At 72.4% G+C, this 26,972-nt stretch carries 18 protein-coding genes and 1 pseudogene; 7 read left to right on the forward strand and 12 right to left on the reverse strand.

Going from position 1 to position 26,972, the window contains the following annotated elements; all coding sequences use genetic code 11:
- Window positions 1–85 precede the first annotated feature (85 nt).
- The 5 genes from ACIBAG_RS41405 to ACIBAG_RS41425 are packed head-to-tail and all read right to left on the reverse strand — an operon-like array spanning window position 86 to window position 8,035.
- Window positions 86–691, reverse strand: a complete 606-nt coding sequence (locus ACIBAG_RS41405) for a GTP-binding protein (protein ID WP_399112745.1) — start codon at window positions 689–691, stop codon at window positions 86–88.
- Entirely contained in the window at window positions 672–4,322 is a 3,651-nt protein-coding gene (locus ACIBAG_RS41410; RefSeq protein ID WP_399112746.1) for a hydantoinase B/oxoprolinase family protein, read from the reverse strand. Before ACIBAG_RS41410 ends, ACIBAG_RS41405 begins: the two co-directional genes overlap by 20 nt.
- Window positions 4,323–4,346: 24 nt before the next feature.
- Complete coding sequence (locus ACIBAG_RS41415; RefSeq protein ID WP_399112748.1) at window positions 4,347–4,742, reverse strand: DUF742 domain-containing protein; 396 nt, start codon at window positions 4,740–4,742, stop codon at window positions 4,347–4,349.
- A 9-nt stretch (window positions 4,743–4,751) separates the two neighbouring features.
- A complete protein-coding gene (locus ACIBAG_RS41420) occupies window positions 4,752–5,189 on the reverse strand; it encodes a roadblock/LC7 domain-containing protein (RefSeq protein WP_031486154.1) in 438 nt (145 codons plus the stop codon).
- A complete protein-coding gene (locus ACIBAG_RS41425) occupies window positions 5,186–8,035 on the reverse strand; it encodes a nitrate- and nitrite sensing domain-containing protein (protein ID WP_399112751.1) in 2,850 nt (949 codons plus the stop codon). Before ACIBAG_RS41425 ends, ACIBAG_RS41420 begins: the two co-directional genes overlap by 4 nt.
- 421 nt (window positions 8,036–8,456) lie before the next feature.
- On the opposite strand from ACIBAG_RS41425, the gene ACIBAG_RS41430 reads away from it, so the two are divergent.
- Window positions 8,457–9,113: a hypothetical protein gene (locus ACIBAG_RS41430; RefSeq protein WP_399112898.1), complete on the forward strand. Its 657-nt coding sequence runs from the start codon at window positions 8,457–8,459 to the stop codon at window positions 9,111–9,113.
- A gap of 153 nt (window positions 9,114–9,266) precedes the next feature.
- Window positions 9,267–10,817, forward strand: coding sequence for an APC family permease (locus tag ACIBAG_RS41435; protein WP_399112753.1), 1,551 nt, complete (start codon window positions 9,267–9,269; stop codon window positions 10,815–10,817).
- Here ACIBAG_RS41435 and ACIBAG_RS41440 read toward each other — a convergent pair whose 3' ends face one another.
- The 4 genes from ACIBAG_RS41440 to ACIBAG_RS41455 form a co-directional block, all read right to left on the reverse strand.
- Entirely contained in the window at window positions 10,818–15,560 is a 4,743-nt protein-coding gene (locus ACIBAG_RS41440; protein ID WP_399112754.1) for a hypothetical protein, read from the reverse strand. It abuts the gene before it with no gap.
- Window positions 15,561–15,607: 47 nt separating this feature from the next.
- Window positions 15,608–16,489: a hypothetical protein gene (locus ACIBAG_RS41445; protein WP_399112756.1), complete on the reverse strand. Its 882-nt coding sequence runs from the start codon at window positions 16,487–16,489 to the stop codon at window positions 15,608–15,610.
- A gap of 31 nt (window positions 16,490–16,520) precedes the next feature.
- Window positions 16,521–18,047 carry a hypothetical protein gene (locus tag ACIBAG_RS41450; protein WP_399112757.1) on the reverse strand — a complete coding sequence of 509 codons (1,527 nt, stop codon included), beginning with the start codon at window positions 18,045–18,047 and terminating at the stop codon, window positions 16,521–16,523.
- A 153-nt stretch (window positions 18,048–18,200) separates the two neighbouring features.
- On the reverse strand, window positions 18,201–18,896 hold the full coding sequence (locus tag ACIBAG_RS41455) for a GntR family transcriptional regulator (protein WP_399112758.1): 696 nt from the start codon (window positions 18,894–18,896) through the stop codon (window positions 18,201–18,203).
- A gap of 130 nt (window positions 18,897–19,026) precedes the next feature.
- Between ACIBAG_RS41455 and ACIBAG_RS41460 the strand changes: the two genes are divergently transcribed.
- The 5 genes from ACIBAG_RS41460 (at window position 19,027) to ACIBAG_RS41480 (ending at window position 23,482) form a co-directional block, all read left to right on the forward strand.
- Window positions 19,027–20,319 (forward strand): MFS transporter, encoded by a 1,293-nt coding sequence (locus ACIBAG_RS41460; RefSeq protein ID WP_399112759.1) that lies wholly within the window; start codon window positions 19,027–19,029, stop codon window positions 20,317–20,319.
- Between the two features lie 86 nt (window positions 20,320–20,405).
- Window positions 20,406–21,224 (forward strand): putative hydro-lyase, encoded by an 819-nt coding sequence (locus ACIBAG_RS41465; RefSeq protein WP_399112899.1) that lies wholly within the window; start codon window positions 20,406–20,408, stop codon window positions 21,222–21,224.
- Between the two features lie 19 nt (window positions 21,225–21,243).
- Window positions 21,244–22,002: a LamB/YcsF family protein gene (locus ACIBAG_RS41470; protein WP_399112760.1), complete on the forward strand. Its 759-nt coding sequence runs from the start codon at window positions 21,244–21,246 to the stop codon at window positions 22,000–22,002.
- On the forward strand, window positions 21,999–22,616 hold the full coding sequence (locus ACIBAG_RS41475; RefSeq protein WP_399112762.1) for an allophanate hydrolase subunit 1: 618 nt from the start codon (window positions 21,999–22,001) through the stop codon (window positions 22,614–22,616). The genes ACIBAG_RS41470 and ACIBAG_RS41475 overlap by 4 nt, the downstream gene beginning before the upstream one ends.
- Window positions 22,613–23,482 (forward strand): biotin-dependent carboxyltransferase family protein, encoded by an 870-nt coding sequence (locus ACIBAG_RS41480; protein ID WP_399112764.1) that lies wholly within the window; start codon window positions 22,613–22,615, stop codon window positions 23,480–23,482. The genes ACIBAG_RS41475 and ACIBAG_RS41480 overlap by 4 nt, the downstream gene beginning before the upstream one ends.
- 334 nt (window positions 23,483–23,816) lie before the next feature.
- On the opposite strand, the pseudogene ACIBAG_RS41485 reads toward ACIBAG_RS41480, so the two are convergent.
- The 3 genes and pseudogenes from ACIBAG_RS41485 to ACIBAG_RS41495 all read right to left on the reverse strand — a co-directional run.
- Window positions 23,817–24,647: pseudogene (locus ACIBAG_RS41485) on the reverse strand (SGNH/GDSL hydrolase family protein); the annotation flags it as partial.
- Window positions 24,644–25,804 carry a glycosyltransferase gene (locus tag ACIBAG_RS41490; RefSeq protein WP_399112765.1) on the reverse strand — a complete coding sequence of 387 codons (1,161 nt, stop codon included), beginning with the start codon at window positions 25,802–25,804 and terminating at the stop codon, window positions 24,644–24,646. The pseudogene ACIBAG_RS41485 and the gene ACIBAG_RS41490, both read right to left, overlap by 4 nt.
- Window positions 25,801–26,931: a glycosyltransferase family 4 protein gene (locus ACIBAG_RS41495; RefSeq protein ID WP_399112767.1), complete on the reverse strand. Its 1,131-nt coding sequence runs from the start codon at window positions 26,929–26,931 to the stop codon at window positions 25,801–25,803. Before ACIBAG_RS41495 ends, ACIBAG_RS41490 begins: the two co-directional genes overlap by 4 nt.
- Between the last annotated feature and the right edge of the window lie 41 nt (window positions 26,932–26,972).

The following is a 26,972-nucleotide window of genomic DNA, read 5'->3' on the forward strand; positions in this document are numbered from 1 at the left end:
GACCCGCCTGAGCCACGCGCGCGTGCCATGAACCGCGGCCCGTACCCCAGTCGGCGGGGGTACGGGCCGTGCGCGTGCGCCGGGGTCAGGTGGTCACGGCCTGGCGGCGGTCCGACTGGTAGGCCATCGCGTGCTGGACGACGCCGATGAGGATCTCCTTCACGGACTCCCGGTCGCGCGCGTCGCACAGCAGCAGCGGTACGCCGTCGTCGAGGTCGAGGGCCTGCCGAATGTCCTCCGCCGGGTAACGAGCCGCTCCCTCGAAGCAGTTGACGCCGACAAGAAAGGGTATGGAGCGCCGTTCGAAGTAGTCGACGGCCGCGAAGCAGTCCTCGAGGCGGCGGGTGTCCGCGAGGACGACGGCGCCCAGCGCGCCCTCCGAGAGCTCGTCCCACATGAACCAGAACCGCTCCTGGCCGGGTGTGCCGAAGAGGTACAGCACCAGGTCCTCGCGCAGGGTGATGCGGCCGAAGTCCATGGCCACGGTCGTGGTGCGCTTGCCCTCGACACCACTCGTGTCGTCGACGGGGCGGCCTGCCTCGGTGAGCAGTTCCTCGGTGCGCAGCGGCCTGATCTCGCTGACCGCGCCGACGAGGGTCGTCTTGCCCACGCCGAAGCCGCCGGCCACCAGGATCTTGAGCGTGACGGGCTCGACCGGAGGCTTCCCGCGCTCAGAACGCCCGAAGATCATCGATCTCTTCTCCTGCTTGATGGGGGTCGCGCGACGGTGGGCCGTAGCCTCCGCCGCCGGGGGTTTCGATGACGAGTACGTCGCCGGGTCCGACGTCCGCCGAGTCGCTTCCTGCGAGTTCGGTGACCGTGCCGTCCGCGCGTTCGACGCGGTTGGCTCCCAGCGCGCCGGGTTCGCCGTCCGCCATGCCGTACGGCGGCACTCTGCGGTGCTGGGACAGCGTGGAGACGGTCATGGGCTCGTGGAACCGGATGCGGCGCACCGCCCCGTCCCCGCCGCGCCACTTGCCGGCACCACCGCTGCCGCGCCGTACGGCGAACTCGTCGAGTTGAACGGGCAGTCGCCACTCCAGCACTTCGGGATCGGTGAGCCGGGAGTTGGTCATGTGGGTCTGGACGACGGGTGCGCCGGGAAAGCCGTCGCCCGCGCCGGACCCGGAGGCCACCGTCTCGTAGTACTGGTGGCGTTCGTTGCCGAAGGTGACGTTGTTCATGGTGCCGGAGCCCTCGGCCTGCAGGCGCAGTGCGGCGTAGAGGGCACCGGTGATCGCCTGGGAGGTCTCCACGTTGCCCGCGACGACCGCGGCCGGAGGTTCGGGCGCCAGCATGGACCCGGACGGCACGATGATCTCCAGGGGCCGCAGACAGCCGTCGTTCAGCGGAATGTCGTCGGCGACGAGGGTGCGGAAGACGTAGAGGACCGCGGCGTTGACGACCGAGAAGGGGGCGTTGAAGTTGGTGGCCAGCTGTGGGGAGGTGCCGGTGAAGTCGACGGTGGCTGAGCGGTTGTCGCGGTCCACGCGCACGCGTACCCGGATGACGGCGCCGGAGTCGGTCTCGTAGGCGTACTCGCCGTCGTCCAGGGCGTCGATGACGCGACGCACCGCTTCCTCGGCGTTGTCCTGGACGTGCCTCATGTATGCCTGGACGACGTCGAGGCCGAAGTTCTCGATCATGCGGGCGACTTCGTCGACGCCCTTCTGGTTGGCCGCGATCTGGGCGCGCAGGTCTGCGAGGTTGGTCTTCGGGTTGCGGGAGGGGTAGGGCGCCTCGGTGAGCAGGCGGAGGGTCTCCTGCTCGCGGAAGCGGCCGTTCTCGGCGAGCAGCCAGTTGTCGAAGAGGATTCCCTCCTCCTCGATGGTGCGGCTGTTCGCGGGCATGGAGCCGGGGGCGATGCCGCCGATCTCGGCGTGGTGGCCGCGTGAGGCGACGTAGAAGAGGATCTTTGTCTCACCCTCCGTGTCCGCCGTGCTTGCCGTGTCGAAGACCGGGGTGATCACGGTGACGTCGGGCAGGTGGGTGCCGCCGTGGTACGGGTCGTTGACGGCGTAGGTGTCGCCGGGGCGCATCCGCGAGCCGCGGCGCCGGATGACTTCCTTGACGCTCGTGCCCATCGAGCCCAGGTGGACTGGGATATGGGGGGCGTTGGCCACCAGGTTTCCGTCCGGGTCGAAGAGCGCGCAGGAGAAGTCCAGTCGTTCCTTGATGTTGACGGACTGGGCCGTGGACTCCAGGCGTGCGCCCATCTGCTCGGCGATGGACATGAACAGGTTGTTGAAGACCTCGAGAAGAACCGGGTCGGCTTTCGTGTCGAGATCGGAACTCTGCGTAATCTCCACGCGTTCCATGACCAGATGCCCGTCGTCGCGCGTCGCGGCTTGCCAGCCGTCGTCGACGACGGTCGTCGCACTGGCCTCGGTGATGATCGCCGGGCCGGCGACGATTTCGCCGGGAGGGAGGTCCTCTCGGCGGTGGAGGGGTACGTCGCGCCAGGTGCCGCCGGTGTGGAGGCGGACGGTTTCGGGGGCGGCCGGGCCGCCTTGCGGGGTGGCCTCATAGGGGGCGAGAGCGGAGAGATCGGGGGGTTCGGTGATGCCGGTGGCTTCGACGGAGAGGGCTTCGACGACGATCGGGCGGTCGAGCGTGAAGGAGTACGTGGCGCGATGACGTTCTTCGAAGGCGCGCCGCATCGTGTCGGGCTCGGTGAGTTCGACGGTGAGAGTGGTGTCGGTGCCGTCGTAGCGGAGTTGGGCGCGGCGGGTGACCTTGATTCGGTCCTCGGGGACGTCCTCGTCGAGGAGTTCGGTCCGAGCGGCGGCCTCCAGAGCGTCCGCCGTCTTCCGAACGCCGGGCATCGACGCGGCCCGCAGGGGTGCTTCGGCGGACTGTTCGCGCATGGCCGTGGTGTCGGCGAGGCCGATGCCGAGTGCGGACAGGACGCCCGCCATGGGCGGCACGAGGACGGTGCGGATGCCGAGCGAGTCGGCGACCATGCACGCGTGCTGGCCACCGGCGCCGCCGAAGGTGGTGAGGGCGTAGCGGGTGACGTCGTGGCCCTTCTGTACGGAGATCCGCTTCACGGCGTTGGCGATGTTGGCGACCGCGATCTGCAGGTAGCCCTCGGCGACCTGTTCGGGGGTGCGGTCGTCGCCGGTCTGCTCGCGGATCTCGCGCGTGAGCGCGGCGAAGCGGTCCCGCACGAGCGCGTCGTCGAGGGGCTGGTCGCCGTCGGGGCCGAACACCCTGGGGAAATGGGCGGGTTGGATACGGCCGAGCATGACGTTGGCGTCGGTGACCGCGAGTGGACCGCCGCCCCGGTAGCAGGCCGGCCCCGGGTCCGCGCCCGCCGAGTCCGGCCCTACGCGGTAGCGGGAGCCGTCGAAGTGCAGGACGGAGCCGCCGCCCGCCGCGACGGTGTGGATGTCCAGCATGGGTGCGCGCAGCCGGACGCCGGCCATCTGTGTGGTGAAGACGCGTTCGTACTCGCCCGCGAAGTGCGAGACATCGGTGGAGGTGCCGCCCATGTCGAAGCCGATGACGCGGTCGAAGCCGGCGAGCTGCGACATGCGGGCCATGCCGACGATGCCGCCGGCGGGGCCGGAGAGGATGGCGTCCTTGCCGCGGAACTGCCCGGCTTCGGCGAGACCGCCGTTGGACTGCATGAACATCAGGCGTACGCCCTCGAGTTCGTCGGCGACGTGCTGGACGTAGCGGCGCAGCACGGGCGAAAGGTAGGCGTCGACGACGGCGGTGTCCCCGCGCGGGACGAGTTTCATCAAGGGGCTGACCTCGCTGGACAGCGAGATCTGCGGGAAGCCGATGCCGGCGGCGAGCCTGCCGACGGCCTGCTCGTGGGCGGGATGCAGATGGCTGTGCATGCCGACGACGGCGATGGCGCGGATACCGTCGTCGTACGCCTGCCGGAGGGAGCCCGCGAGGGCTTCCAGGTCGGGCTCGCGCAGGACGGTGCCGTCGGCGGCGATGCGTTCGTCGACCTCGACGACCCGCTCGTACAGCAGCTCGGGGAGTTCGATGCGGCGGGCGAAGATCCGGGGCCGGTTCTGGTAGGCGATCCGCAGGGCGTCCCGGAATCCGCGGGTGATGACCAGCAGGGTCCGCTCACCCTTGCGTTCGAGCAGGGCGTTCGTGGCGACCGTCGTGCCCATGCGGACGGACTCGATGGGGTCCTGGGAGCCCTCCAGCAGCGCGCGGACGCCGGCGACGGCCGCGTCGGAGTAGCGCGCGGGATTCTCCGAGAGGAGTTTGTGGGTGAGGAGGCGGCCGTCCGGGCGTCGCGCGACGATGTCCGTGAAGGTGCCGCCTCGGTCGACCCAGAACTGCCAGCCTGTCACGTCACTACCCCGCTTCCACGCCGCTCACAGCGCCCGCAGGCCGTTGATCACGTCGCGCAGAATACTCTCGTCCACCAGCTCGGCAGGCGGTACGGGCCGGTTCACATGGACGAATTCCCCGTCCACGAGATCCCCGACGAGGACCCGTACGACTCCGATGGGCAGGTCGAGTTCGGCGGAGAGTTCGGCCACGGACTGCGGGGCGTCACGGCACAGCTCGACTATGTCCACGTGTTCCGGGGACAGCGTCGAGTCCGCTTCCGGATCGTCCGCATGGGGCTCCGCCACGACCACCGCGATCAGGTCGAGGCGGTGCTGGGCTGCACTGGTGGTGCGGCCGCGCGTCATCGCGTACGGTCGGACGACCGGCCCGGCCTCGTCGTCGAACCAGTGGCTTCTTCCCTGACCCTCAGCGCTCATGCCATCCCACTACCCGCCCGAGGGCAGATCGGTGCGCGGAGCGGTGCCCAGATGCACCCCGACCCGCTTGACGAGGAGCGTCATCTCGTACGCGACCAGGCCGACGTCGGAGTCGGCGTCGGACAGCACCGCGAGGCAGCTGCCGTCGCCGGCGGCCGTCACGAACAGGAAGGCGTCGTCGAGTTCGACGACCGTCTGCCGGACGTTGCCCGCCTCGAAGTGGCGGCCCACGCCCTTGGCGAGGCTGTGGAAGCCGGAGGCGACGGCGGCCAGGTGCTCGCTGTCCTCGCGGGTCAGGTCCTTGGACACCCCCGTGGGCAGGCCGTCGCCCGAGAGGACGAGGGCCTTGCGGATGCTGGCGACGCGGTCCACCAGGTCGTCGAGGAGCCAGTTGAGCTCGCCGGACTGGTTGGTCGCGGTGTGGCCGGTCGCCTTCGGTGCGGTCATCGACCGTCCCCCTTAGTCGTTCCCTGTGGTGCTGTGCCGCTGTGGGCTTCGTCGCCCGCGGCGTTCTCCTGGCGGCCGCGCTGCCAGCCGCGCTGGAGAGAGGCCATTCGGCTGCGTACCTCGTCCGCGTCCCGCTCGACGAGCTCCGTCCCCTCCTCGGTACGTGGTGCGGGGCCTTGTCTGAGCTGCGGAGCCAGATTGGCCTGCCGTACCCGCCGGGGCAGCGGCGCCGTGCCGGAGGCGGTCCCCCGCGGGTCGGCGGCCGTGCTCGAGGCGCTGTCGTCGGGGCCGCTCGATGCGATCTCGGGCCGTCGCGTGCGCCTCGGGAGGGCCGCGGGCTCCGGCCGCTCACCGCGGTCGTTGCCGGCGGAGGGCGGTGGGTCGGCACGGTCGCCGATCCGGTCCCCAGTACCCGGCAGCTCACCGCGGGCACCGGTAGCGCGACGGCGGGTCGGCAGCGGAGCGAGGCCGTTGTGCTCGGAGCGGCTCAGGCCCGTGGAAGGCTCCGGGTCAGCCTCCTCTCGGCGGGAACGCTGCTCGGGGACCGGGCGTCCGTGCGAGCTGACCAGCTTCGGTGTCCTTCGGCGGGGCAGCGGGACCGGCGCGCTCAGACCGTCCTCGGGGCCGGCCTGGTCCGCTCCGCCGTGGATGCCGGAGACCGGGTGTGCGCCGAGCGGGCCTGTCGCCTCGTCCTCCCCCTGCGTAAGGGGGCGGCGCGGGCGGAAGAGCCCACCGCGTTCGCCGTCGTCTTCGTCGAGCGGGTCCGGGAAGTCGCTGAGGGCGTCGAGGTCGACGGGGGACTCGAGCTCGACCGGGCCCCCCAGGAGGGAGGCGGGAAGGCCGGGCACGCGCACCGGCACCTGCGCGAGGGCGGCGCGACGCGAGTCCTCCAGCTCGGCCTCCTTGGAGGGCGTGGGCCGGTCGAGACGGAACCCGATGCCGTTGGTGTCGGGTACGTCGTCGGTGAGCAGGGCGTCGGGGATGAAGACGACGGCGGTAGTGCCGCCGTACGGAGACGGCTGCAGCGAGACGCGGACGTTCTGCCGCTGGGCGAGGCGGCTGACCACGAACAGACCGAGCCGGTCGGTGTCGGACAGTTCGAACTCGGGCGTCTCGGCGAGCCGGAGGTTGGCGTCGAGCAGGGCGTCGGCCGCCATGCCGAGACCGCGGTCGTGGATCTCGAGGGTGAAGCCGTTGGCGACCCGCTCGCCCAGGACCTGGACTGCGGTGTGCGGCGGGGAGAACACCGTGGCGTTCTCCAGGAGTTCGGCCACGAGGTGCGTGAGGTCGGCGACGGCCGGGCCGGTGACGGCGACACGGGGCAGGCGGCGGACCTCGATGCGCTCGTAGTCCTCGACTTCGGCGACCGCGGCGCGCACGACGTCCATCAGCTGGACGGGCTTGCGCCACTGCCGGGAGGGTGCGGCGCCCGAGAGGATCACCAGGCCCTCGGCGTGCCGGCGCATGCGGGTGGTCAGGTGGTCGAGGCGGAACAGGTCGGCGAGTTCGTCGGTGTCCTCGGTCCGGCGTTCCATGGTGTCGAGGAGGGTGAGCTGCTTGTGGAGGAGGACCTGGCTGCGGCGGGCGAGGTTGACGAAGACCTCGGAGACACCGGCGCGCAGTTCGGCCTGCTTGACGGCGGCCTCGACGGCGGCGCGCTGCAGGGTGTTGAGGGCCTGGCCGACCTCGCCGATCTCGTTCTTGTCGTACTCCAGGCGCGGAACCTCGGTCTCCACGTCGACCTGCTCGCCGGCGGAGAGGCGGCGCATCACGCTGGGCAGTCGCACCCCGGATGCCTCGTGCGCCTCGAGGCGCAGCTGCCGCAGATCGCGGATGAGGCCGCGGCCGATGCGCACGGACAGGAAGAGGGAGAGCAGCAGGGCGAGCAGACCGAGGACACCCGCGACGGCCGCCTTCAGGATGACGCCCATGGCGACGGGGCTCACGCGGTCCTGATAGCGCGCGCCCGCCTCGTCGTTGAGCTTGCTGAGCTCTTCGAGGACGCTGCCGGCGGCGGTGTCCCAGCTCTTGGCGTCGACCCTGCTGGGCGTGCCCGCCGGGGAGGAGATGACGGCCTGTTCGGCGACGCGCAGCGGAGCGGTGGAGGCGTTGTCCCAGAAGCGCTCATAGCGTTCACGCTCGGACGAGGGCAGGTCCGTGAGGCTGATGTCGTACATGAGGTCGCGCTGGGCGACGAGGTCGGAGACGTCGTGTATCTCGTCGCGGGACAGCTTCCCGACCACCAGGGCGGAGCTGAGCAACGCGTCCTCGCGGGAGAGCAGTTCACGGGCGCGGGTCACGTTGAGAAGGGCGCGGGCCTGCTTGTCCATCGCCACGCTGTCGATCCCGTCCAGGGAGCCCAGCAGGGCGTAGCAGGGGTCGACGAGCCGGTTGTAGAGGCCGAGGGCCTGGGAGCGGGTGACCGTTCCGTCCTCGACGCTGCGGCGCAGGGAGTTGATGCCGTCGAAGGCGTCGAGGACAGCGGTGAGCCGCTCGCTGTCACCCGCGTCCAAGCCGTCGCGGACGTCGGGGTCCTTGGCGTTCTTGCGGATCTCGGCGACGGCGGCGTCGGTGGCGTTCCGGGTGACGCGCAGCGCGGACAGTGCGTCCGAGGCCCGGCGATCCGCGAGATAGACCAGCGCCTGGCGACGTTCCTGCTGCAGGACGCGGACGGCGTCCTCGGTGGAGTAGCCGATCTTCTCGACGAGGGACGACACCGTGAACAGCTGAGCCACGCCTCGCCCCGTGAGTACCGTGGCGAAACCCCAGATCGCGGTCAGGGACACCAGCGGCACGAGAAGCAGCGCCACCATCTTCCGGCGGATCGACTTCCCGCGAAAGTGCATGGCCTCCCCCAGCTCAAACCCCCACCGGTCACGGGGGCACACCTGTGCGTCAACAATTGGCGCGAGCCTACTACCGACGCACAAGTAACTCGAAGGGACATCCGGAATCTGAACTTCCGCGCCGGTGACGAGACATGGGGAGTTGTCCGGCCATTACGGGAGATTGCCTCCCGCAAACTGTCGGCGGCCCCGAGGACCGATCCGGCCGACCTCTCAGGCCAGTTGGCCGGATTTTTATCTTCCTCGGGAATCTTCGGGACGTCTCGATCGTCCTTCTGTACGGGAAATGGGGGCGGAATGGGCCACAGGAGCCACATCCCGTCCCCGGGCGGCGTAAATCAGCGCAAGCCGGGCAGTCGCTGGGGAGCCCGGTCTTCGGGACCGGGCAAGGGTTCTGTCGGCGGTGGGGAGTGACACGGTGATGGGCACGGCGGAGCGGCGCGAGACGCCCGAGAATGGTGCGATGGCGCATATGACAGCGCGGCGCGGCCCCGAAGCGCTGGATCGCGACATTCCCGTGGGCGAACGCGAGACGACGGACAGCCGCGAGGTTCCGGTGGGCGTGGGTGCGTCGAGGGCGGACGAACGTGACCTTCCGGGCGGCTCGGACCGTTCGGGCGGCGGGGTGTCGATGGGCGGCAGAACGGCCGCGGCCGTTGACGGCCGGTCAAGCGAAGTGCCGTCGGCGTACCGGCCGTTGTGGGTGGAGGAGACCGCTCGGCGGCGCCGGATGCCCGATCCGGTGCGCACTGCGGCGGTGCGAGCGGTGCTGATCATCGCGGTGACGCTGATCCAGGCGATGGTGGCGTTCCTGTGCACTCTGGCGGAGTCGTGGCTGGCGTTCCCCATGGTGATCAGCAGCGTGGTCAGTACGGTCGTGGCCACCTGGAGCGCTCTCGACGTCTGGGTGACCCGCCAGGTGTGGAACCAGCGCCATGGCGTGGTCTCGACACCGAGCAGCACGGCGCGCGCCCTGCGACGCGAGCGGCGCCGGGCGCGACGGCACGCACGCGAGGCCGAGCGCGCCCAGGAGCGAATACGCCGCCGGGGCGGTACCGGCCAGTTGTCGCACTCCTGAGCACGGCGGGGCGGCGCCGCGGGGGGTGGCGGGGGACGTAGTGCATCTGGCGTGACGCGTGCCGTTCACCGCAAGGTGGGTTCGATCAACCCGCCTCAGTGATCCCGGCACCCGCGGGAGCCTTCCTCTCCCCGGCCCACGAGGAGTCCGCTCATGCCCCGCACGGAGCAGTCATCCGGTCCCCACAGCCACGACGACGCCGAACTCGCCGAGTTCGGCTACCGACCCGAACTCAGGCGCACGCTCGGCAACTTTCACACCTTCGCCGCCGGGATCAGCTACATCTCGATCCTGACGGGCACCTTCCAGTTGTTCTATTTCGGGTACGGCAGCGGCGGCCCCGCCTACTGGTGGTCATGGCCGATGGTCTTCGTCGGCCAGTTCATGGTCGCCCTCTGCTTCGCGGAACTGGCCGCCCGCTACCCCGTGGCCGGCTCGGTCTACAACTGGTCGAAGAAGGTGGGCAATCCGCATCTGGGCTGGCTCGCGGGCTGGATGATGCTGATCGCCTCCATCGTGTCCATCTCGGCCGTGGCACTCGCCTACCAGTTGACACTCCCCCAGATCTCGTCGGCCTTCCAACTGGTGGGCGACGGAACCGGCACGTACGACGTGGCCACCAACGCGGTCGTGCTGGCCGCGGTGTTGATCCTGTTCACCACTCTGGTCAACGCCTTCGGAGTCAAGCTGATGGCGAGGATCAACACGGCGGGCGTGTTCATCGAGCTGATCGCCACCGTCGTACTGATCGTCCTGTTCGCCGCCCACATCACGCGCGGACCACAGGTGGTGACGGAGACGAACGGCACCGGTGCGGGCCACGGCGCCGGCTATCTGGGCGCGTTCCTGGTGGCCTCCCTGGCCTCCGCGTACGTCATGTACGGGTTCGACACGGCCTCCTCGCTGGGTGAGGAGTGCCTGGACCCGTCCCGCAACGCGCCGCGCGCCATCATCCGCGCGATCGTCGCCTCGTTCGTCCTGGGCGGCCTGATCCTGCTGCTCGCGCTGATGAGCGTCTCCAGCCTCGACGGCGAGAAGCTGTCGACGGACGGGCTGCAGTACATCGTGCTCGACGTGCTCGGACCGACGGCCGGCAAGGCGATGCTGTGGTGCGTGCTGATCGCCGTGACGGTGTGCGCCCTGGCGGTCCACACGGCGGCGGTCCGGCTGGCGTTCGCGATGGCCCGGGACAACAACCTGCCGGCATCCTCGCTGCTGGCCCGGGTCAGCCCGCGCTTTCAGACACCGGTGCTGCCGACCGTGATCATCGGGGTCCTGGCGCTGGCGATCCTCGTGGTCAACATCCGCCAGCCGCAGATCTTCACCGTGGTCACGAGCATCGGCATCATCATGATCTACCTCGCCTACCTCGGTGTCACCGCGCCGATGCTGGTGGCCCGGCTGCGCGGGCAGTGGCGGCCCGCGGGTGACGGCAAGTTCTCCCTGGGCCGGTGGGGACTGCTCGTCAACGTCCTCGCCGTGATGTGGGGCGCGGGGATGACGATCAATCTGATCTGGCCGCGCGCCTCGGTCTACAACGCGACGGCCCCGTACCACTGGTATCTGCGCTGGGGCGCGGTGCTGTTCGTCGCGGTCATCGCGGGCGGTGGCTTCGCGTACTACTGGTTCGTCCAGCGGCACCGGACCGGCGTCCTCGCCGAGCACCGCCTGGAAGCCGCGGCCCAGGAAAAGGGCGCCGTCTGATCAGCCTGCCGCCGGTGCGGGACGTTTGAACATCCGTGTCGCCGTGATCTCGCTGTGCACCGCTTCCCCGGCCGGGGTCTGCTGCGGCAGTCCCGGCCGGAGGTGTTCCTCGACGCTGATGTACTTCAGCCCGGCACGCAGGTCGGCGTCGTTGCGCAGTCGGATGACCAGTGGGAACTCCGCGAGCGCGGTGGTGTCGAACAGGCCGGTGGTGTACAGGAGCTGGACGCCCAGCGCGTCCGAGACGGCTCGCTGGAGCTCCAGCAGGTAGGTCGCGTTGGCGCGTCCGATCGGGTTGTCCAGGAACAGCGTGCCGGCGTGCCGGTGCTTGTCCCTGCCCCGGTCGTTCGACCGCAGGGCCGCCATCGTGCAGTACAGGGCGATGGCCGCGGTGAGCAGCTGACCTCCGGAGAACACATCGCCCATCTGCCCGACGGGCACTCGCTCGGCCCGCAGTACGGCATCCGGCTTCAGGATCTCGACGGCGACGCCCTTCGGCTGAAGTGCCGCGGCGACACCGCGCAGCAGCAGGGACATTCCGTCCCGCCTCAGGTCCGAGTTCTTCTTCACCGCCGCGCGCGTCGCCTCGTCGATGACCTCGCCGAGCCGTTCGGTGAGGGTGGCCTGGTCGGGCTCCTCGAACCGGATGCGCAGGAACTCCTGTCCGGACCACTCGCCGAGCCCCTCGGGCAGCCGGGAGAGCCGCTGCGCGGAGCGCAGGGTCGCCAGCGCCGACTCGACCAGGCCGCGAAGCCGGTCCACGATCGAGTCGCGGTTGCGCTCCAGTTGTGCCAACTCGTCGGTGAGAACGCGGAGCCGGGGCGCGAAGGCGTCCGCCCACTTCTGCGCGTGCTCGGGCAGCGCGGAGGCGGGCAGCTCGCGGATCTGCTGGCGGGCGGGGGTGCGCACCTGCTCGTAGCGCGTGGAGTTGGCGTGCCGGACGAGCACGTCGCTCGCCTCGCGTACGGCGGCCTCGGCGGCGGACAGGTCGGCGGCGCAGCCGCGCAGCGACCGGCGGGCCTCGGCGGCGGACTGCCGGGCTTCCTCCAGGGTGCCGGGGTAGGGCTCCGGCGTCTCCTGCTCCTCGTCCGTGGTGTGTTCCCGCAGCAGATCGCGGAGCATCGCGGCGATCTCGTCGAAGCCGCCGGCCGCGTCCTCGGCGGCTCGGTGCGCTTCGAGGAGCTCCGCGTGCGCCTCCCGGGTCTGCGTCAAGGCCTCGGTGCGGGAGGCGAGTTCGGCGGTCGCCGTGCGCAGCAGTGCCTGGGCGTGCTCGGCGTCGCGCGGCTGGAGTTCCTCGGACAGCTCGGTGTGCGCCTCACCGTCCTCGGGTGCGTGCCGCTCGGCCTCGCCGCGCAGCCGGCCGAGCTGCTCGCTCGCGCTGGACATGCGGGCCTCCAGGAGCTGGACCAGTTCCTCCGCGCGCGCGGCGGCGGCCTGTCGGGAGGGCCCGTCGGAACCGTCGGGCGACTGAAGGAGCTGCTCGGCCCGGGTACGAACCTTGTTGCTCAGCCGGTCCAGCTCCGCGCGCGCCGCGCTCTCGTCGCTCTCGGCACGGGCCTGCTCGGCGCGCAGGTCGGCGCCGACGCCGACCTTCTCGTACACCTGGGAGGCGGCCCGGTAGGCCTCTCGGAGCGCGGGCAGGGACGCCTTCGGGGCATCGGCGTCCGTGTCCGGTACGTCGTCGGGGGCGCCGGCGATCTCCGAGCGCTCGGCGCGCAGGGCCCGCGCGGTGCGGCGCGCGTCGTCGGCGGCGCGCTGGGCGGCACGGCGGTCCTCGTCAGCGGCGCGGGCACGTTCCAGGCAGGCCTGGGCGCGGGCCTCGGACTCGGTTGCCTCGTCGGCGAGTTCGCGCAGCCTGACCTGCCAGCCGGCCCGCTCGCGGAGCCGGAAGGCCAGCCCGGCCAGGGCGTCGGCGGCGCGCCGGGCCTTCTGCGCTGCCTCCTGACGCTCGTCGCGGACCTGAGCGGCCTCGGCGGCGGCTTCGTCGGCCTCGGCCCGCGCGGTCCGTGCCTCGGCCAGCTCGGCCTCGGACTCCTCGGCGAACGCGCGCGTGTCCCGGGCCGCCTGCGCCAGCTCGACCAGCCGTCCGGCCGGGCAGCCCGTCCGCCAGGAGGCCAGCCGCGCCGCCAGTTCGCGGTCCTTGCCGAGCCGCGCGGCAAGCGTGCGGATCTCCTCGTCCCGCTCGGTCGCCCGCGCGCGCAGGGCGTGCCGCTCCTCGTCGGCGGCGTGCTCGTCGTGCATGGCGGGGTTCGGGGGGACGAGGAATACGTCAGGAGAGGGGCCGCTCGGCGCATCGTCGGCCGGGGTCGGGGCGAGCAGTGCGGCCGCCGTGCCGACCGCCACGGCGGACCGGGGCAGCAGGGCCGCGTCACTGAGCGCCTCGCGGGCACGCGCGTGCGTGTCCGGGTCGGTGATGATCACGCCGTCGACCAGTTCGGGCCGGGCGGCGAGCACGCGCGCGTGGTCGGCGGGGTCGACGGCCTGGGCGAGGTAGCGCCAGCCGGGCAGCGCGGGGATGCCCTGCTCGCCGAGGAACTCCACGGTGGCCAGCACGTCCGGGCCGGGCGGCAGCAGTCCACCGTCGCCGAGCGCGCCCAGGATCCGGGCGTCGTCGGCGGCGGCCGTACGCAGCTCGAAGAGCTGGCGCTCGGCGGCGGAGACCGCGTCGTCGAGCAGCTCGCGCAGCTCGTCGGCGAAGCGGTCGAGCTCCTCCGGGGTGAGGGCGCCATCGGCGGGGCCGCCCTGGGCGGCCTGCGCGCCGTCAGGCGCGGACGCACTCTCCTTGCCGCCGTCCCCCGAGGACACGCCCCCGTTACCGGCGTCACGCGCGGACCCGCCCGCCTTGCCGCCGTCCCCCACGCGTGGGGCGGGCACCGACCCACGCCGCACGCCGGACTCCCCGGTCAGGCTCAGCAGTTCCGCGAGCCGTTCCTCCATCGCCAGCCCTTCGGCGAGGCGGCGTTCGGCGTCGTAGGAGCGCTCGGCGGCGGTCGCGGCGTCCGCCGCGCGGGCCGCCGTCAGCTCCGCTCGGGACTCGGCCGAAGCCGCCTCGCGCGCGTGCTCCGAGGCACGCCGGGAAGCCTCACGGGCGGTGTCCCAGGCCGCGACGGCCGTCTTCTCGGCGTCGCTGGCGGCGAGGGCCGCGCGGGCCGGGTCGGCGTCGGGCGCGCTGTCGTCGAGCCAGCCGGCGCGAACCGCCTCGGCGGTCTCCTGCTCGACCTCCGACAGCCGCTGCCGCAGATGCCCGACCTCGCTGCGGGCCCGCTGCGCCTCGGTGGCCGCGGCGGTGGAGTCCCGGTAGGCGGACTCGCTGACCTCCTGGAGCGCGGCGGACCGCTCCTCCCCCTCGTTGGCGAGGCTCTCGGCGCCCTCCGCGGCCGCGTGCAGGGCCCGTACGAGATCGACGGCGGCCTTGGCACGGGCGGCCAGTGCGGGAGCCGCGTCCCGCTCGGCCTCCTGGATCGCGGCGGCGACGCGGGCGACGCGGTCGGCGGCGGCGCGGTGCCGCAGTACGGCCTCGGCGGCCTGCCAGGCGGAGTGCAGGGTGCGCGCGTCGGCCAGCTCCCGCTTCTGGGCCGCCGCCGACTTTTCGGCCGCCGCGAGCGCCAACGAGGCGTGGCGGTAGGCGAGTTCGGCCGCGATCAGCGCGCTGCGCTCCCGCGCCGACTCCGCGTGGGTGACGGCGTACGCGGCGGCCGTGACCCGCTGGGCGAGGTCGGCGGCGCGCACCCGCTCCTGGACACCCCGCGCGGACAGCCGCCGGGCCAGGGTCCGGGTGCGCCGCTCGGCACCGGCGTGGATGTCACGCGCGCGTGAGCGTGTCTCGGCGGCCTCGACGATCCGCCCGAGCAGGTCGACGGACCCGGCGGTGAAGTCCCGTTCGGCGATCAGCTCGGCGCGCCGGCCCAGCTTGTTGCCGAACCCGCTGACCAGGTCGGCGAGCCCGTCGGTGTCGCGGGTGTCCGTCACCGCACGCAGCAGCAGATCGGTGAAGTCGGAGTCCTTCTTGACGGCGAAGAGGCCGGCGGCCTCGCCCTCGTCGGCGTTCATCTCCCGCTGGTAGCGGAAGAGTTCCGGGTCGAGGCCCAGGTCGCCGAGGTGCTCGATCCAGCGGTCGTGGATCTCCTCCCAGTGCACCTCCAGATGCGGATACGCCTTGCCCGCCTCGGTGATGGCGTCCCGGAAGCCCTTCATGGTGCGGCGGCGTCCCTGCGCGCCCGACTGGCCCTCCACGGGCGGCCGTACGGCGGTGGACTCGGCGACGGGCAGGTTGTCCAGGCTGAGCCCCGGTCCGGGCCGGAAGGAGTACCAGGCCTCGGCGAACTTCCGCGGGTCGTTGGAGACCTGGCGCCCACGCCATTCGCTCACCTTGCCCACCACGACGCACTCGCCGGTGAGCGTGTGCTGCCACTCCAGCGCGACATGCCCGCAGTCGTCGGCGAGCAGGAACTTGCGCAGTACGCCGGAGCTGGCGCCGCCCAGGGTGTTGCGATGGCCCGGCAGCATCACGGAGAAGATCAGCTTGAGCAGCACCGACTTGCCGCCGCCGTTCTCCAGGAAGAGCACCCCTGCGGGCGCGGGCCGACGGGGCGGTCCGACGGGCTCCTCCTCGAAGAACTCCGCCTGCGTCGGGGCGGGGTCGGGCACGGGCTCGCCCACACCGCGCAGGTCCAGCACGGTGTCGGCGTAGCGCGCACCGGCCGGTCCGATGGAGTAGAGGCGGACCCGGGACAGCTCGTACATGGCGGACTCTCGTAAGTCTTCTTCAGGGAAGGGAGGTTCGGGGGGCGTCAGGCGGAGTGGAACGGCAGCCCGGCGTCGGCCACCAGCTCCAGGTCGTCCGTGTCCTCGGCCGGCAGCAGGGTCGGCGTGCCGTCGGTGACCGGGACCACGCCCAGCTCCAGGAGTTCGGCCATGGCGGCGCTGCCCGCCATGTCGCGCACCTGGAGTTGGTAGCGGGCGGTCGTGCGGTACGTGCCGCCGTTGTCGTCGCCGGTGCGCTGCAGGAACCCGGAGTCGGTGAGGAAGGCGGCCGCCTTGCCGACGATGCCGGTGGTCGAACCGGCGAGTCTGCGCGCGTCCTTGGTGGCACCGGTGGCGCTGCGTCTCACCCAGATGCGCCAGGCGGCCTCCAGCCCGGGCGCGTCCGTCGCCGGATCGGTGTTCTCGCCCTGTTCCTCGGCGCGCTCCTCCAGCCGCCGGCAGGCCTGCCGTACGAAGGCGTCGACGCCGTTGACCGTCACACGCCCGATGTAGCCGTCGTCGGCGAGGTCCTCGGGCCGCGGGAACGCCATGGCGGCGATGGCGAGATGGGCCAGCCCGTGCAGGAAGCGGTCGCCGCCGTCGGCGGACGTACGACGCGCGTAGTCGCCCATGCGGACGGCGAACACGGAGTCCTCGGCGGCCGTCACGGCCATCCCCGCGCGCGGGGACACCTCCAGCACCACGAGCCCGAGCCCGGCGGCCACTGCGTCCGCGAGCCGCGCGAACGGCGGGTCCTCGCGGTACCGCCGCAGCAGCTCCGTGTACTCCTGGTCCCGCGCGGGCTGCAGCTTGGGCTGCAGCCCGAACGCGACGAGCCGGGCCGCGTCGGCGGCGTCGGCGGGCGTGACCGCGGCGGACACCGACGGGGCGGGGGCCTCCGGGTCACTCCACTCGGCGTGCTCGCTCACGGTTGGTGCTCCTTGCTCCGCTGTCGCTCACTCATGCTGCCTCTGTCCTGTCGGCGGCCATCCCGGCCGCGTCCAGCAGGGCCGTCCCCACGATCAGGTCGGCCCCGCCGAACTCGGGATCGTCCAGCTCGGTCCCGTCGTCCACGGCGAACAGCAGCTTCTCCTCGCCCTGCCGGTAGGCGGTCCCGACGGGTGGACTGGCCGCGTGAACCGCCAGCAACGCCACGAGATACGGCAGCTCCGGGTCCTGGCGGCGTGCCTGGGCCAGCAGACCCGACAACCGGCGCGGCGCGTCGGCCGGCAGGTCCAGCAGCTCGGTCGCCGCGGCCAGCTGCTCCTCGCTGAACCGGCTGTCGTCGGGCGTCGCGATGAGGTCGGGCTCGGGCATCTCGGCTCCGAGGTGCTCGCGCTCCACGGGAGGGGTCAGCAGTATGTCGACGAGGTCGCCGACCCGCACGGACACCGGCGTACGCATGCCCGTCCCGCGCGCGAAGAAGGCGTCCGTGACCCGGACGGCCTGCTCCAGGGGCAACGGCAGGACGGGGGCGACCAGCTGGCCGTACAGGTCTATCCCGGACGTCGTCATCGGCGTCGCGAAGGCCTGCCGGTCCTGCTCGGCGCGGAACAGGGGGCCGGCCTCCAGCAGCCGGGACTGCAGCTGGGTGTGGCGTCGGATGCAGTCCTTGACGATGTCGACGAGCTCGGCCGCGCGGCGCTTGTGCTCCGGGTCCTCGGTCTCGTCGCGGGCCTTGCGGATGTTGGTGAGGATCGCGTTCTCGTGGCGGTACCGGTCCGCGACGTGGTCGAGTGCCTCGGCGATCATGTCCGGTACGGCGTTCAGCCAGTCGACCGCGCGGACGTTGCGCCGGGTCGCGTCGAGGGCCCTGCGGAGGGTCTCGGAGTACTGCACGGTGCGGTACCGGGCCTGCTCCGCGGCCAGCTGGGCGTCGGCGAGGCGGCCGCGGTTGATCAGGACCTCCAGCTTGACCTCGGCGGCGATCTGGGCGCTGGTGACATCGGTGTCGAGGGCGCCGACGAGGACGTTGACCGCCTCGTCGGTCGTGCGCAGGTACACCGTGCCGCCGGGGCCCGGCACCTCTTCGATCAGCTTGAAGTCGTAGTCACGGCGGACATAGCTGCCGTCCGGCGCGAACGTGCCGTACACGGCCCGGAAGCCGCGGTCCACGCTGCCGACGTTGATCAGGTTCTCCAGGACCCAGCGGGCCACCCGTTCGTGCTCGGCGACGGGCCGCCGCGGGGCCTGGGCGGCGATGCGCGGGATGAGCCGGGCGACGATCTGGTCGTGGTCGGCGCCCGTGTCGAAGTCCATGTTGAGGGTGACCAGGTCGATGGCGGCGAGTGCCACCTCCGCCATGCCGTACACCGAGTACTCGCCCGCGAGGTTGGCCTTGCGGGCGTCGAGGTCGTGCAGCGGCGCGGTGCAGGCGAGCGCGCGCAGCCGCCGCGCCAGCCCCTCGTCGGCGGCCGGGCCCGGTGCGGGGCGCGGCCCCGCGCTGAGCTGGGGCGGAACACGGTCCGTCGATGCAGGCGAAGTCACGGTGCACAGACTAGGTCCTGGGTCTGACATCGACCCAAACGACGGGGCTCCGCCGGTTTGGCCGGGCAATGCGGGCCGTGTGTCGACTGCGGGCCGTCTGCGGCTGGTCGCGCCCGCGCGGCGGAGCCGCACATCGACACAGCCCCGAGCCCCTCAGGGCGCGCTTGTCACTCGGCGTTGATAGACCTCCACGACCCGCTTCAGCGAGTCGTCGAGGTACACCGCGAGCACCTTCTCGGCCTCTGCCTTGTCCCCCGCCTCCAGTGCCTGGAGGATCTGCCGGTTGCGCGCGAGATACGGCTCGTGCAGCCGCTTGGGGTCGTCCACGACGTGGAAGGCGAGCCGCAGCTCGGCGAAGACACTGCGCATCAGCTCGTCGGTGCGGGCGCTTCCCGCCAGGGAGACCAGCTCCCGGTGGAAGTGGATGTTGGCGGTACCCAGCCCTTTCCAGTCACCTTCACGCACCGCGCGCTGCCCTTCGGCAACGGCTTCGGCCGGCCCCTCCAGGGCGTACGGCGGTTCGCCGAGCCCGCGTACGACGGCGCACTCGACGAGACGACGGGTGCGGTAGATGTCCTCGACGTCCTCCACGGTCAGGACCCGTACGAACACGCCCCGGTTCAGTTCGTGGACGAGCAACCGCTCGTGGGTGAGCAGCCGGAACGCTTCGCGCAGTGTGTTGCGGGACACACCGAGCGCCCCTCCGATGCTGTCCTCCGACAGCCGGGTGCCGGGCGGGAAGAAGCCCTCGGCGATGCGGCTTCTGAGGATGTCCGAGACCCGCTCCGCCGTGCTGGTGCGGCCCAGGAGGGCACGGTCGTCGGCCAGTCCGGCCAGCTGCTCTGCCATGCCCGGAATTCAACCGCAGACACGAGAACGAAACAACAGGGGTATTGAAGGATCGTTCAACGATCCTCTACCTTGCTGCTCACCGTTCAGCTCAGTTCCGCACCCTCCGTCCTCCCACTGCGAGGTGCCCATGAGCACGACCCCTCCACAGCAGGCCCTCACCCAGCCCACCACCGACGAACGCGCCGACGACGACGGCGCGTTCGGCTGGCTGCGCGCCCTGGGGCCGCGCGGCCGCCGCGCCTTCGCGGGCGCTTTCGGCGGCTATGCCCTGGATTCCTACGACTACTTCACCCTGCCGCTGAGCATGGTGGCGCTGGCCGCGTACTTCGGTCTGGACAGCGGCCAGACGGGCCTGTTCACCACCGTCACCCTCGTGGTCTCCGCGGTCGGCGGTGCACTCGCCGGCGTGCTGGCCGACCGGATCGGCCGGGTCCGGGCGCTGATGATCACGGTGATCACCTACGCGGTCTTCACCGTCGCCTGCGGCTTCGCACCCAACTACGAGACGCTGCTGGTCTTCCGCGCCCTGCAGGGCCTCGGCTTCGGCGGCGAGTGGGCGGTCGGCGCGATCCTCGTCGCCGAGTACGCGACCGCCAGGCACCGGGGCCGCACGCTCGGCGCGATCCAGAGCTCGTGGGCCGTCGGCTGGGCACTGGCCGCGATCATGTACACCGTGGTCTTCTCGCTCGTCGACGACGACCTGGCCTGGCGCGTGATGTTCTGGACCGGCGCGCTGCCCGCCCTGCTCGTCATCTGGATGCGGCGCCGGGTGCACGACGCTCCCGAGGCGGTGGCGGTCCGCGAACAGAGCGCCGAGAAGGGCTCGTTCGCCGCGATCTTCAAGCCCGGTCTGCTGCGTACGACGATCTTCGCGGGACTGCTCTCCACCGGCGTCCAGGGCGGCTACTACACCCTCGCCACCTGGGTGCCGACCTACCTCAAGACCGAGCGCGACCTGTCGGTCGTCGGCACCGGCGGCTACCTGACGTTCCTGATCTCGGGCGCCTTCATCGGCTATCTGACCGGCGGCTACCTCACCGACCGGCTGGGACGCCGGCGCAACATCTGGCTGTTCGCGCTGCTGTCGGCGGTCTGCATCCTGGCGTACGCGAACATCCCGAGCGGCGCCAACACCCTGCTCCTGGTGCTCGGTTTCCCCCTCGGGTTCTGCATGTCGGCGATCTTCAGCGGCTTCGGTTCGTACCTGAGCGAGCTGTACCCGACGGCGGTGCGCGGCACGGGACAGGGCTTCACCTACAACACCGGCCGCGCGGTCGGCGCCGTCTTCCCGACCACGGTCGGCTTCCTGGCCGACAGCTGGGGTGTGGGCGGCGCTCTGGTCTTCGGTGCGATCGGATACGGCATCGCGGCCCTCGCCCTGCTGGGACTGCCGGAGACGCGCGGGAAGGAGCTCGTGTGAACCGCACGGACGACCACCAGCGGCTCACCCTCGCGGCGAACCGCCACCCGGCCACCCTCGCGGCGAACGATCACCCGGCCACCCTCGTGACAGAGGACCGCCCGCTCACCCTCGTCGACGAGCACGCGCGCGCGTGGAGCCCGAAATCGGCACGCGCCCGCTTCCGGGAGGGCCTCACGGGTCCCACGGCCGGCGTCTCGGCGGGCCACACCCAGGTCAACCTGGTCTCGGTGCCCGCCGACTGGGCGTACGACATGCTGCTGTTCTGCCAGCGCAATCCCAAGCCCTGCCCGGTGCTCGACGTCACGGACGCCGGCTCCTGGACGACGCCGCTCGCCGAGGGCGCCGACCTGCGCACCGATCTGCCGCGCTACCGGGTGTGGCGCGACGGCGAGTTGGTGGACGAGCCGACGGACGTGCGCGCGCACTGGCGCGACGATCTGGTGTCGTTCCTGATCGGGTGCAGTTTCACCTTCGAGTGGGCGCTGTCCGAGGCGGGCGTGCCGATCCGGCACCTCGAGCAGGGCCGCAACGTCCCGATGTACGTCACCGGCCGCCAGTGCCGTCCGGCGGGGCGGCTGCGCGGTCCGCTGGTGGTGTCGATGCGGCCGGTGCCGCCGCAGCACGTGGCCGCGGCCCTGCGGGAGACCGGGCTGCTGCCGGCGGTGCACGGCAGCCCCGTGCACTGCGGCGATCCGTCGGCCCTCGGCATCGCCGACCTCGGCCGACCCGACTTCGGCGATCCGGTGGACGTGGAGCCGGAGGAGATCCCGATGTTCTGGGCCTGCGGAGTGACCCCGCAGGCAGCGGTCATGGCCTCACGCCCGCCGTTCGCCATCACCCACGCACCGGGCCAGATGTTCCTGACCGATGCCCGCGACGAGCAGTACCGCATCGTCGCCTGACAGCAGAAACGACGTGTTCATGAACTCGATCGATCTCAACGCCGACCTCGGCGAGGGCTTCTGCCGCTGGCAGCTGACCGACGACGAACGCCTGCTGTCGGTCGTCACCAGCGCCAACGTGGCCTGCGGCTTCCACGCCGGGGACGCGGCCACCATGCGGCGGGTGTGCGAGCAGGCGGCCGAGCGCGGGGTGCGGATCGGCGCCCAGGTCTCCTACCGGGACCTGGCGGGGTTCGGGCGGCGCGCGATGGACGTGCCGCCCGCCGAGCTGGCGGCCGAAGTGGCGTACCAGATCGGCGCCCTCGAGGTCTTCGCACGAGCGGCGGGCACGCGCGTGTCGTACGTCAAACCGCACGGCGCGCTCTACAACCGGGTGGTGCACGACGAGGAGCAGGCCGGCGCGGTGGTCGACGGCGTGCGCCTGGCGGACGCCACCCTGCCCGTGCTCGGCCTGCCCGGCTCCCGGCTCCTGGAGCTGGCCGCCAAGGCCGGCCTCCCCGCCGTCAAGGAGGCGTTCGCGGACCGCGCGTACACCGACCAGGGCACCCTCGTGCCGCGCGGCCAGGACGGCGCCGTGGTCACCGACCCGGAGGCCGTCGTGGAACGCTCGGTCGGCCTGGCTCGCTCGGGTGTGGTCGCCTCCCGCTCCGGGGCACGGGTCGAGGTACGCGCGCGTTCCCTGTGTCTGCACGGGGACACGCCCGGCGCCGTCGAGCTGGCCCGCCGGGTGCGGGCGCGGCTGGAGGAGTCGGGGGTCCGGGTGGAGGCCTTCGCATGAGGGCGCTGCCGGTCGGCGACGACGCCCTGCTCGTCGAGGTGTCCTCGGGCGAGGAGGCCCGGGCGCTGCACGCGGAGCTGCTGCGGCGCCGCGCCGAGGGCTCGCTGACCGTCCGCGAGATCGTCCCCGCGGCCCGTACGGTCCTGCTCGACGGCCTCACCGACCCGGCCCGCGTGGCCGCCGAACTGGCCTCGTCGGAGGTACCGCCCGCTCCCCCACGCGCGCGTGCCGTCGTCGAACTCCCGGTGCGCTACGACGGCCCGGACCTCGCCGACGTCGCCGCGCACTGGGGCGTCACCCCGCATGAGGTGGCCCGTATCCACGCGGACACCGAGTTCAGCGTCGCCTTCTGCGGGTTCGCTCCCGGATTCGGCTATCTCACCGGCCTGCCGCCGCGCTACGACGTCCCCCGCCGGGCCACTCCGCGCACGGCCGTACCGGCGGGCGCCGTCGCTCTGGCGGGCCCGTACACAGGCGTGTACCCGCGCTCGTCACCGGGCGGCTGGCAGCTGATCGGCACCACGGACACCGTGCTGTGGGACCACACGCGTGTGCCGGCCGCGCTGCTGTCGCCGGGCACGCGCGTGCGCTTCGTTCCGGTGGGGAGCTCATGACCGACCGCGCGCTCTCCGTCCTCCGGGCCGGGGCGCTCACCACCGTCCAGGACCTGGGCCGTCCCGGGCACGCGCACCTCGGCGTGCCCCGCTCGGGTGCGCTGGACGGGCCGGCGGCGGCACTGGTCAACCGCCTGGTCGGCAACACACCGGAGGCGGCCGTACTGGAGACCACGCTCAACGGATGTGCGGTGCGGCCTCGTTCGACGGTCACCGTGGCCGTCGGAGGTGCGCCCTGCCGGGTCACGGTGGACGGGCGCCCGGTCGCCTGGGGCGCTCCGGTGCGGGTGCCCGCGGGTGCGCTGCTGGACGTCGGTGCGGCCGTCTCGGGCGTACGGAGCTATGTGGCCGTCTCCGGCGGCATCACCGTGGAGCCGGTCCTGGGCAGCCGCTCCACGGACCTCCTGTCGGGCCTCGGCCCACCGCCCCTCACGGACGGCGCGGTACTGCCCCTGGGCACGCCGACGCCGCTCCCCACGCGCGTGGACGTCACCCCGCAGCCGGCTCCCCCCGCCGAACTGGTCCTGCGCGTCACGCTGGGCCCGCGCGACGACTGGTTCACGCACGAGGCCGTGCGGGTCTTCACCTCCCGTGCCTACCGGGTGTCCCCGGCGAGCAACCGCATCGGGCTGCGCACCGACGGTCCCGCCCTGGAACGGGCCCTCACACGTGAACTCCCCAGCGAGGGCGTGGTCCTGGGCGCGGTCCAGGTCCCGCCCGACGGACGCCCCGTGGTGTTCCTGGCCGACCATCCGACCACGGGCGGCTACCCGGTGATCGCCGTGGTCCGCGCGGCCGACCTCCCGGCCGCCGCGCAGGCGGTACCGGGCACCCCGATCCGTTTCGTGGCCGTACGCCGCCGCTGACGCCCGCCGCGGCCCGCCACGCACGCGTGCGCTACGCCGCCTCAGGTGCGGGGTGCGGCCCGGCGACCGAGCGCTGTCCGGGAACGGGCACCGCCAGTCCCTCGGGCAAGGACAGATGCTCCGGCACGGGCCGACGCTCGGGGACCAACCGGTGCTCGGACACCGGCCGACGCTCGGGGACCAACCGGTGCTCGGACACCGGCCGATGCCCTGGCAGCGCCAACGACTCCGGCGTCGGCCGATGCCCTGGCATCCCCGTCGGCTCCGGCACCAGCCGCTGCGGGGCCGACCCCGTGGCATCGACCACCGGCCGATGCTCGGCCGCTCCCGTCGGCTCCGGCGCCGACAGCGAAGCCAGCGCCACGGACACCGCGTGTGCCGAACGCAGGTCGAGCCGCCCGCAGGTGCCCCGCGCGCGGTGTCGCATCTCGACGGCGGCGAGGCGCAGCAGCTGGGGCAGCAGGTCGTTGCACCGCCGGATCACCCAGGCGGTACCGGCGGTGGCCAGCCACAGCAGGCTCGCCGACTTGGTGGGCGGCGGGAACTCGGGCTCGGCCGAGGGCGCCGTCTGCGTGGCGAGGCCCCGGTGCGCCAGCATCGCGTGGAAGCGCAGGGCGATCTGCCGGTGCCCGCGCTCCCCGGGATGCAGCCGGTCCGAGCTCCACATCGCGCGGTCCATGATCCAGGCGTCGTCGACCGCGTGCAGATGCACCGCCCCGTACCGCTCGGACAACGTGTGGACCACCGTGTTGACGGCCCGCTGCCTGCGGGCCAGCGGATTGCCGAGGACCGCCGGCAGCCCCAGCATCGTGCCCGGGTCGGGCAGGCAGGCCGTGAGCACGGCCGTGCCCTGACGGGTGAAGGACGCGTAGACCTTGTCGAGGCGTTCGGCGATCTTCTCTATGTCGAAGGTGCTGCGCAGCGTGTCGTTGACGCCCACCAGGACGGACGCGACGTCCGGCCGCAGGTCCAGCGCGGCGGGCAGCTGGGTCTCCAGCACGTCCCGCGTCTGTGCCCCGCTGACCGCGAGGTTGGTGAACTCGGCGGCCGGTTCCGACAGCCCGCCGGCGAGCAGCGCGGCCCAGCCGCGCCACCCGTTCCCCACGGGATCGCCCACCCCCTCGGTCAGCGAGTCCCCGAGGGCGACGTAACGCAGCGGTCTCATGCCGCGCCCTCCGCACGCACGAAGGGACGCACCGGCAGAGCCGCGTCGTGCGCGGTGAGGAAGGCGTCCACCGCCGCGCCCCACCCGAAGCACTCCGCACGCGCGCGTGCGATCTCCCGGCGCTCGCGCTCGGGGCGGTCCAGGAGCATCTCCACGGCGTCCGCGAAGGCGTCCCCGTTGTCCGCAGCGGTGGCCCCGGCGGAACCGATCACCTCCGGCAGCGCGGAGGACGCGCTCGCCACGACGGGCGTGCCGCAGGCCATGGCCTCCAGCGCGGCGAGCCCGAACGTCTCGGCGGGCCCGGGGGCCAGGGCCACGTCGGCGGATGCCTGGAGGGCTCCGAGCAGGCTGCGGTCGGCGACGTGCCCGAGGAAGGTCACCGGCAGGTCGCGTTCCTGGGCCCGCTTCTCGAGCCCCGCGCGCAGTGGTCCGTTCCCGGCGACCACGAGCACGGCGCGCACTCCACGCCGGCGCAGCGACTCCAGGGCGTCCAGCGCGGTGCCGGGCCGCTTCTCCACGGAGAGGCGGGAGCACATCACCAGCAGCGTCTCGTCGGCACGCGCGTGCGTGGCGCGCAGTGCGGCGTCGCGCAGGGTGGGACGCCGGTTCATCAGGTCGACGCCCAGCGGGGCCCGTACGACGTTGCGGGCGCCGATCCGCACGAACTCCCGCTCGGCGAACTCCGTGGTGCACACGACCTTCGAGTACGTGTGGGCGGTACGGACGTTGAGGGCGTCCGCGGCGCGCCGGGACATGTTCTCCGACAGGCCCCAGGTGCGCAGCACACCGTCGGCGGTCTCGTGGGAGACCATCACGGCGGGGACTCGGGCGCGGCGGGCCCACTTGCCGGTCCACCGCAGCGTGGTGCGGTCGGAGACCTCCAGGCGGTCGGGGGCGAGCTCCTCCAGGAGGGCCGCGACCCGCCGCTTGTCGACGAGCACGCGGTAGCCGCCGGTGCCGGGCAGCATCGGGCCGGGCAGGGTGATCACGCGGCCCTGCTCGGTCTCGCAGTCGCTGTGCTTGTCACCCGGCACGATGAGGACGGGGTCGTGGCCCGCCAGCTTGAAGCCCTTGCCGAGTTCGCGCAGCGCGGTACGCAGTCCGCCGGAGGCGGGCGCGACGAAGTTGGCGAGCCGGACGATCCGCAGGCCGTTCATGCCGCCACCACCGCCCGGCGCGCGGCGAGCACGTCCGCGTAGTGCCCGATCAGCTGGTCGCCGATGGCCGCCCAGGTGCGGCCCTCGACCGTCTCGCGTCCGGCGGCCCCGTACGCGGCCCGCAGCGCCGGATCGGCGACCAGGGACCGGACGGCGTCCCGTACGGCCGTGGCGTCGCGCGGCGGCACCAGCAGGCCGGTGCGGCCGTGGTCGACCAGGTCGAGCGGGCCACCGGCGGCGGGCGCGACGACGGGCACTGCGCTGGCCATGGCCTCCTGCACGGTCTGGCAGAAGGTCTCGAACGGACCCGTGTGGGCGAAGACGTCGAACGAGGCGAAGATCCGGGCGAGGTCGTCCCCGCCACGGCGGCCCAGGAAGACCGCGCCGGGCAGCGCCTCGGCCAGCGCGGGCTGGCTCGGCCCGTCGCCGACGATGACGACCTTGACGCCCGGCAGGCGGCAGGTGTCGGCCAGCAGCTCGATGTGCTTCTCCGGGGCGAGCCGGCCGACGTAGCCGACGATCACCTCGCCGTTCGGGGCGAGGTCGCGGCGCAGCGCCTCGTCGCGGAGTTCGGGGCGGAAGCGGGCGGTGTCCACGCCGCGTGCCCACAGCTTGAGCCGGGGGACCCCGTGGGCCTCGAGGTCGCTCATGGACGCGCTGGACGGGACGAGGGTGAGGTCGGCGGCCGAGTGGACGGACCGTATGCGCCGCCAGGCCGCGGCCTCGCCGGCGCCCATGTAGGTGCGGGCGTAGCCGGCCAGGTCGGTCTGGTAGACGGCGACGGCGGGGACGCCGAACTTGGCGGCGGCGGCCATGCCGCGGACGCCGAGGACGAAGGGGCTGGCCAGGTGCACGACGTCGGGGCTGTGCTGGACGATCGCCTGGGCGAGGCGCCGGCTGGGGAGGGCGACGCGGACCTGGGGGTAGCCGGGGAGCGGGAGGGAGGGGACATGGACGACCGGGCACGGCGCCGCGAGGGCGGCGAGCTTGTTTCCGGGCGCCGGGGCGGGTGCGACGACGAGGGGAGCGTGACCGCGGTCGACGAGGTGTCGGGCGGTCTGGAGCGCGCAGTGGGCCACGCCGTTCACATCGGGGGGAAAGGATTCGGTCACGATGACGACACGCATACCGGTGTTGTCGCCGTGCTGGACGTGGCCGCGTCAAAGTG

Source organism: Streptomyces sp. NPDC051243, assembly GCF_044455405.1.
Lineage (GTDB): Bacteria > Actinomycetota > Actinomycetes > Streptomycetales > Streptomycetaceae > Streptomyces.

What these genes read in the sequence shown, in the direction of transcription:
- ACIBAG_RS41405 (WP_399112745.1), bottom strand. Translation starts at nt 691, where the DNA reads ATGATCTTCGGGCGTTCTGAGCGCGGGAAGCCTCCGGTCGAGCCCGTC.
- ACIBAG_RS41420 (WP_031486154.1), bottom strand. Translation starts at nt 5,189, where the DNA reads ATGACCGCACCGAAGGCGACCGGCCACACCGCGACCAACCAGTCCGGC.
- ACIBAG_RS41495 (WP_399112767.1), bottom strand. Translation starts at nt 26,931, where the DNA reads ATGCGTGTCGTCATCGTGACCGAATCCTTTCCCCCCGATGTGAACGGC.
- ACIBAG_RS41415 (WP_399112748.1), bottom strand. Translation starts at nt 4,742, where the DNA reads ATGAGCGCTGAGGGTCAGGGAAGAAGCCACTGGTTCGACGACGAGGCC.
- ACIBAG_RS41475 (WP_399112762.1), top strand. Translation starts at nt 21,999, where the DNA reads ATGAGGGCGCTGCCGGTCGGCGACGACGCCCTGCTCGTCGAGGTGTCC.
- ACIBAG_RS41490 (WP_399112765.1), bottom strand. Translation starts at nt 25,804, where the DNA reads ATGAACGGCCTGCGGATCGTCCGGCTCGCCAACTTCGTCGCGCCCGCC.
- ACIBAG_RS41435 (WP_399112753.1), top strand. Translation starts at nt 9,267, where the DNA reads ATGCCCCGCACGGAGCAGTCATCCGGTCCCCACAGCCACGACGACGCC.
- ACIBAG_RS41455 (WP_399112758.1), bottom strand. Translation starts at nt 18,896, where the DNA reads ATGGCAGAGCAGCTGGCCGGACTGGCCGACGACCGTGCCCTCCTGGGC.
- ACIBAG_RS41460 (WP_399112759.1), top strand. Translation starts at nt 19,027, where the DNA reads ATGAGCACGACCCCTCCACAGCAGGCCCTCACCCAGCCCACCACCGAC.
- ACIBAG_RS41470 (WP_399112760.1), top strand. Translation starts at nt 21,244, where the DNA reads ATGAACTCGATCGATCTCAACGCCGACCTCGGCGAGGGCTTCTGCCGC.
- ACIBAG_RS41480 (WP_399112764.1), top strand. Translation starts at nt 22,613, where the DNA reads ATGACCGACCGCGCGCTCTCCGTCCTCCGGGCCGGGGCGCTCACCACC.
- ACIBAG_RS41440 (WP_399112754.1), bottom strand. Translation starts at nt 15,560, where the DNA reads ATGTACGAGCTGTCCCGGGTCCGCCTCTACTCCATCGGACCGGCCGGT.
- ACIBAG_RS41430 (WP_399112898.1), top strand. Translation starts at nt 8,457, where the DNA reads ATGGGCACGGCGGAGCGGCGCGAGACGCCCGAGAATGGTGCGATGGCG.
- ACIBAG_RS41425 (WP_399112751.1), bottom strand. Translation starts at nt 8,035, where the DNA reads ATGCACTTTCGCGGGAAGTCGATCCGCCGGAAGATGGTGGCGCTGCTT.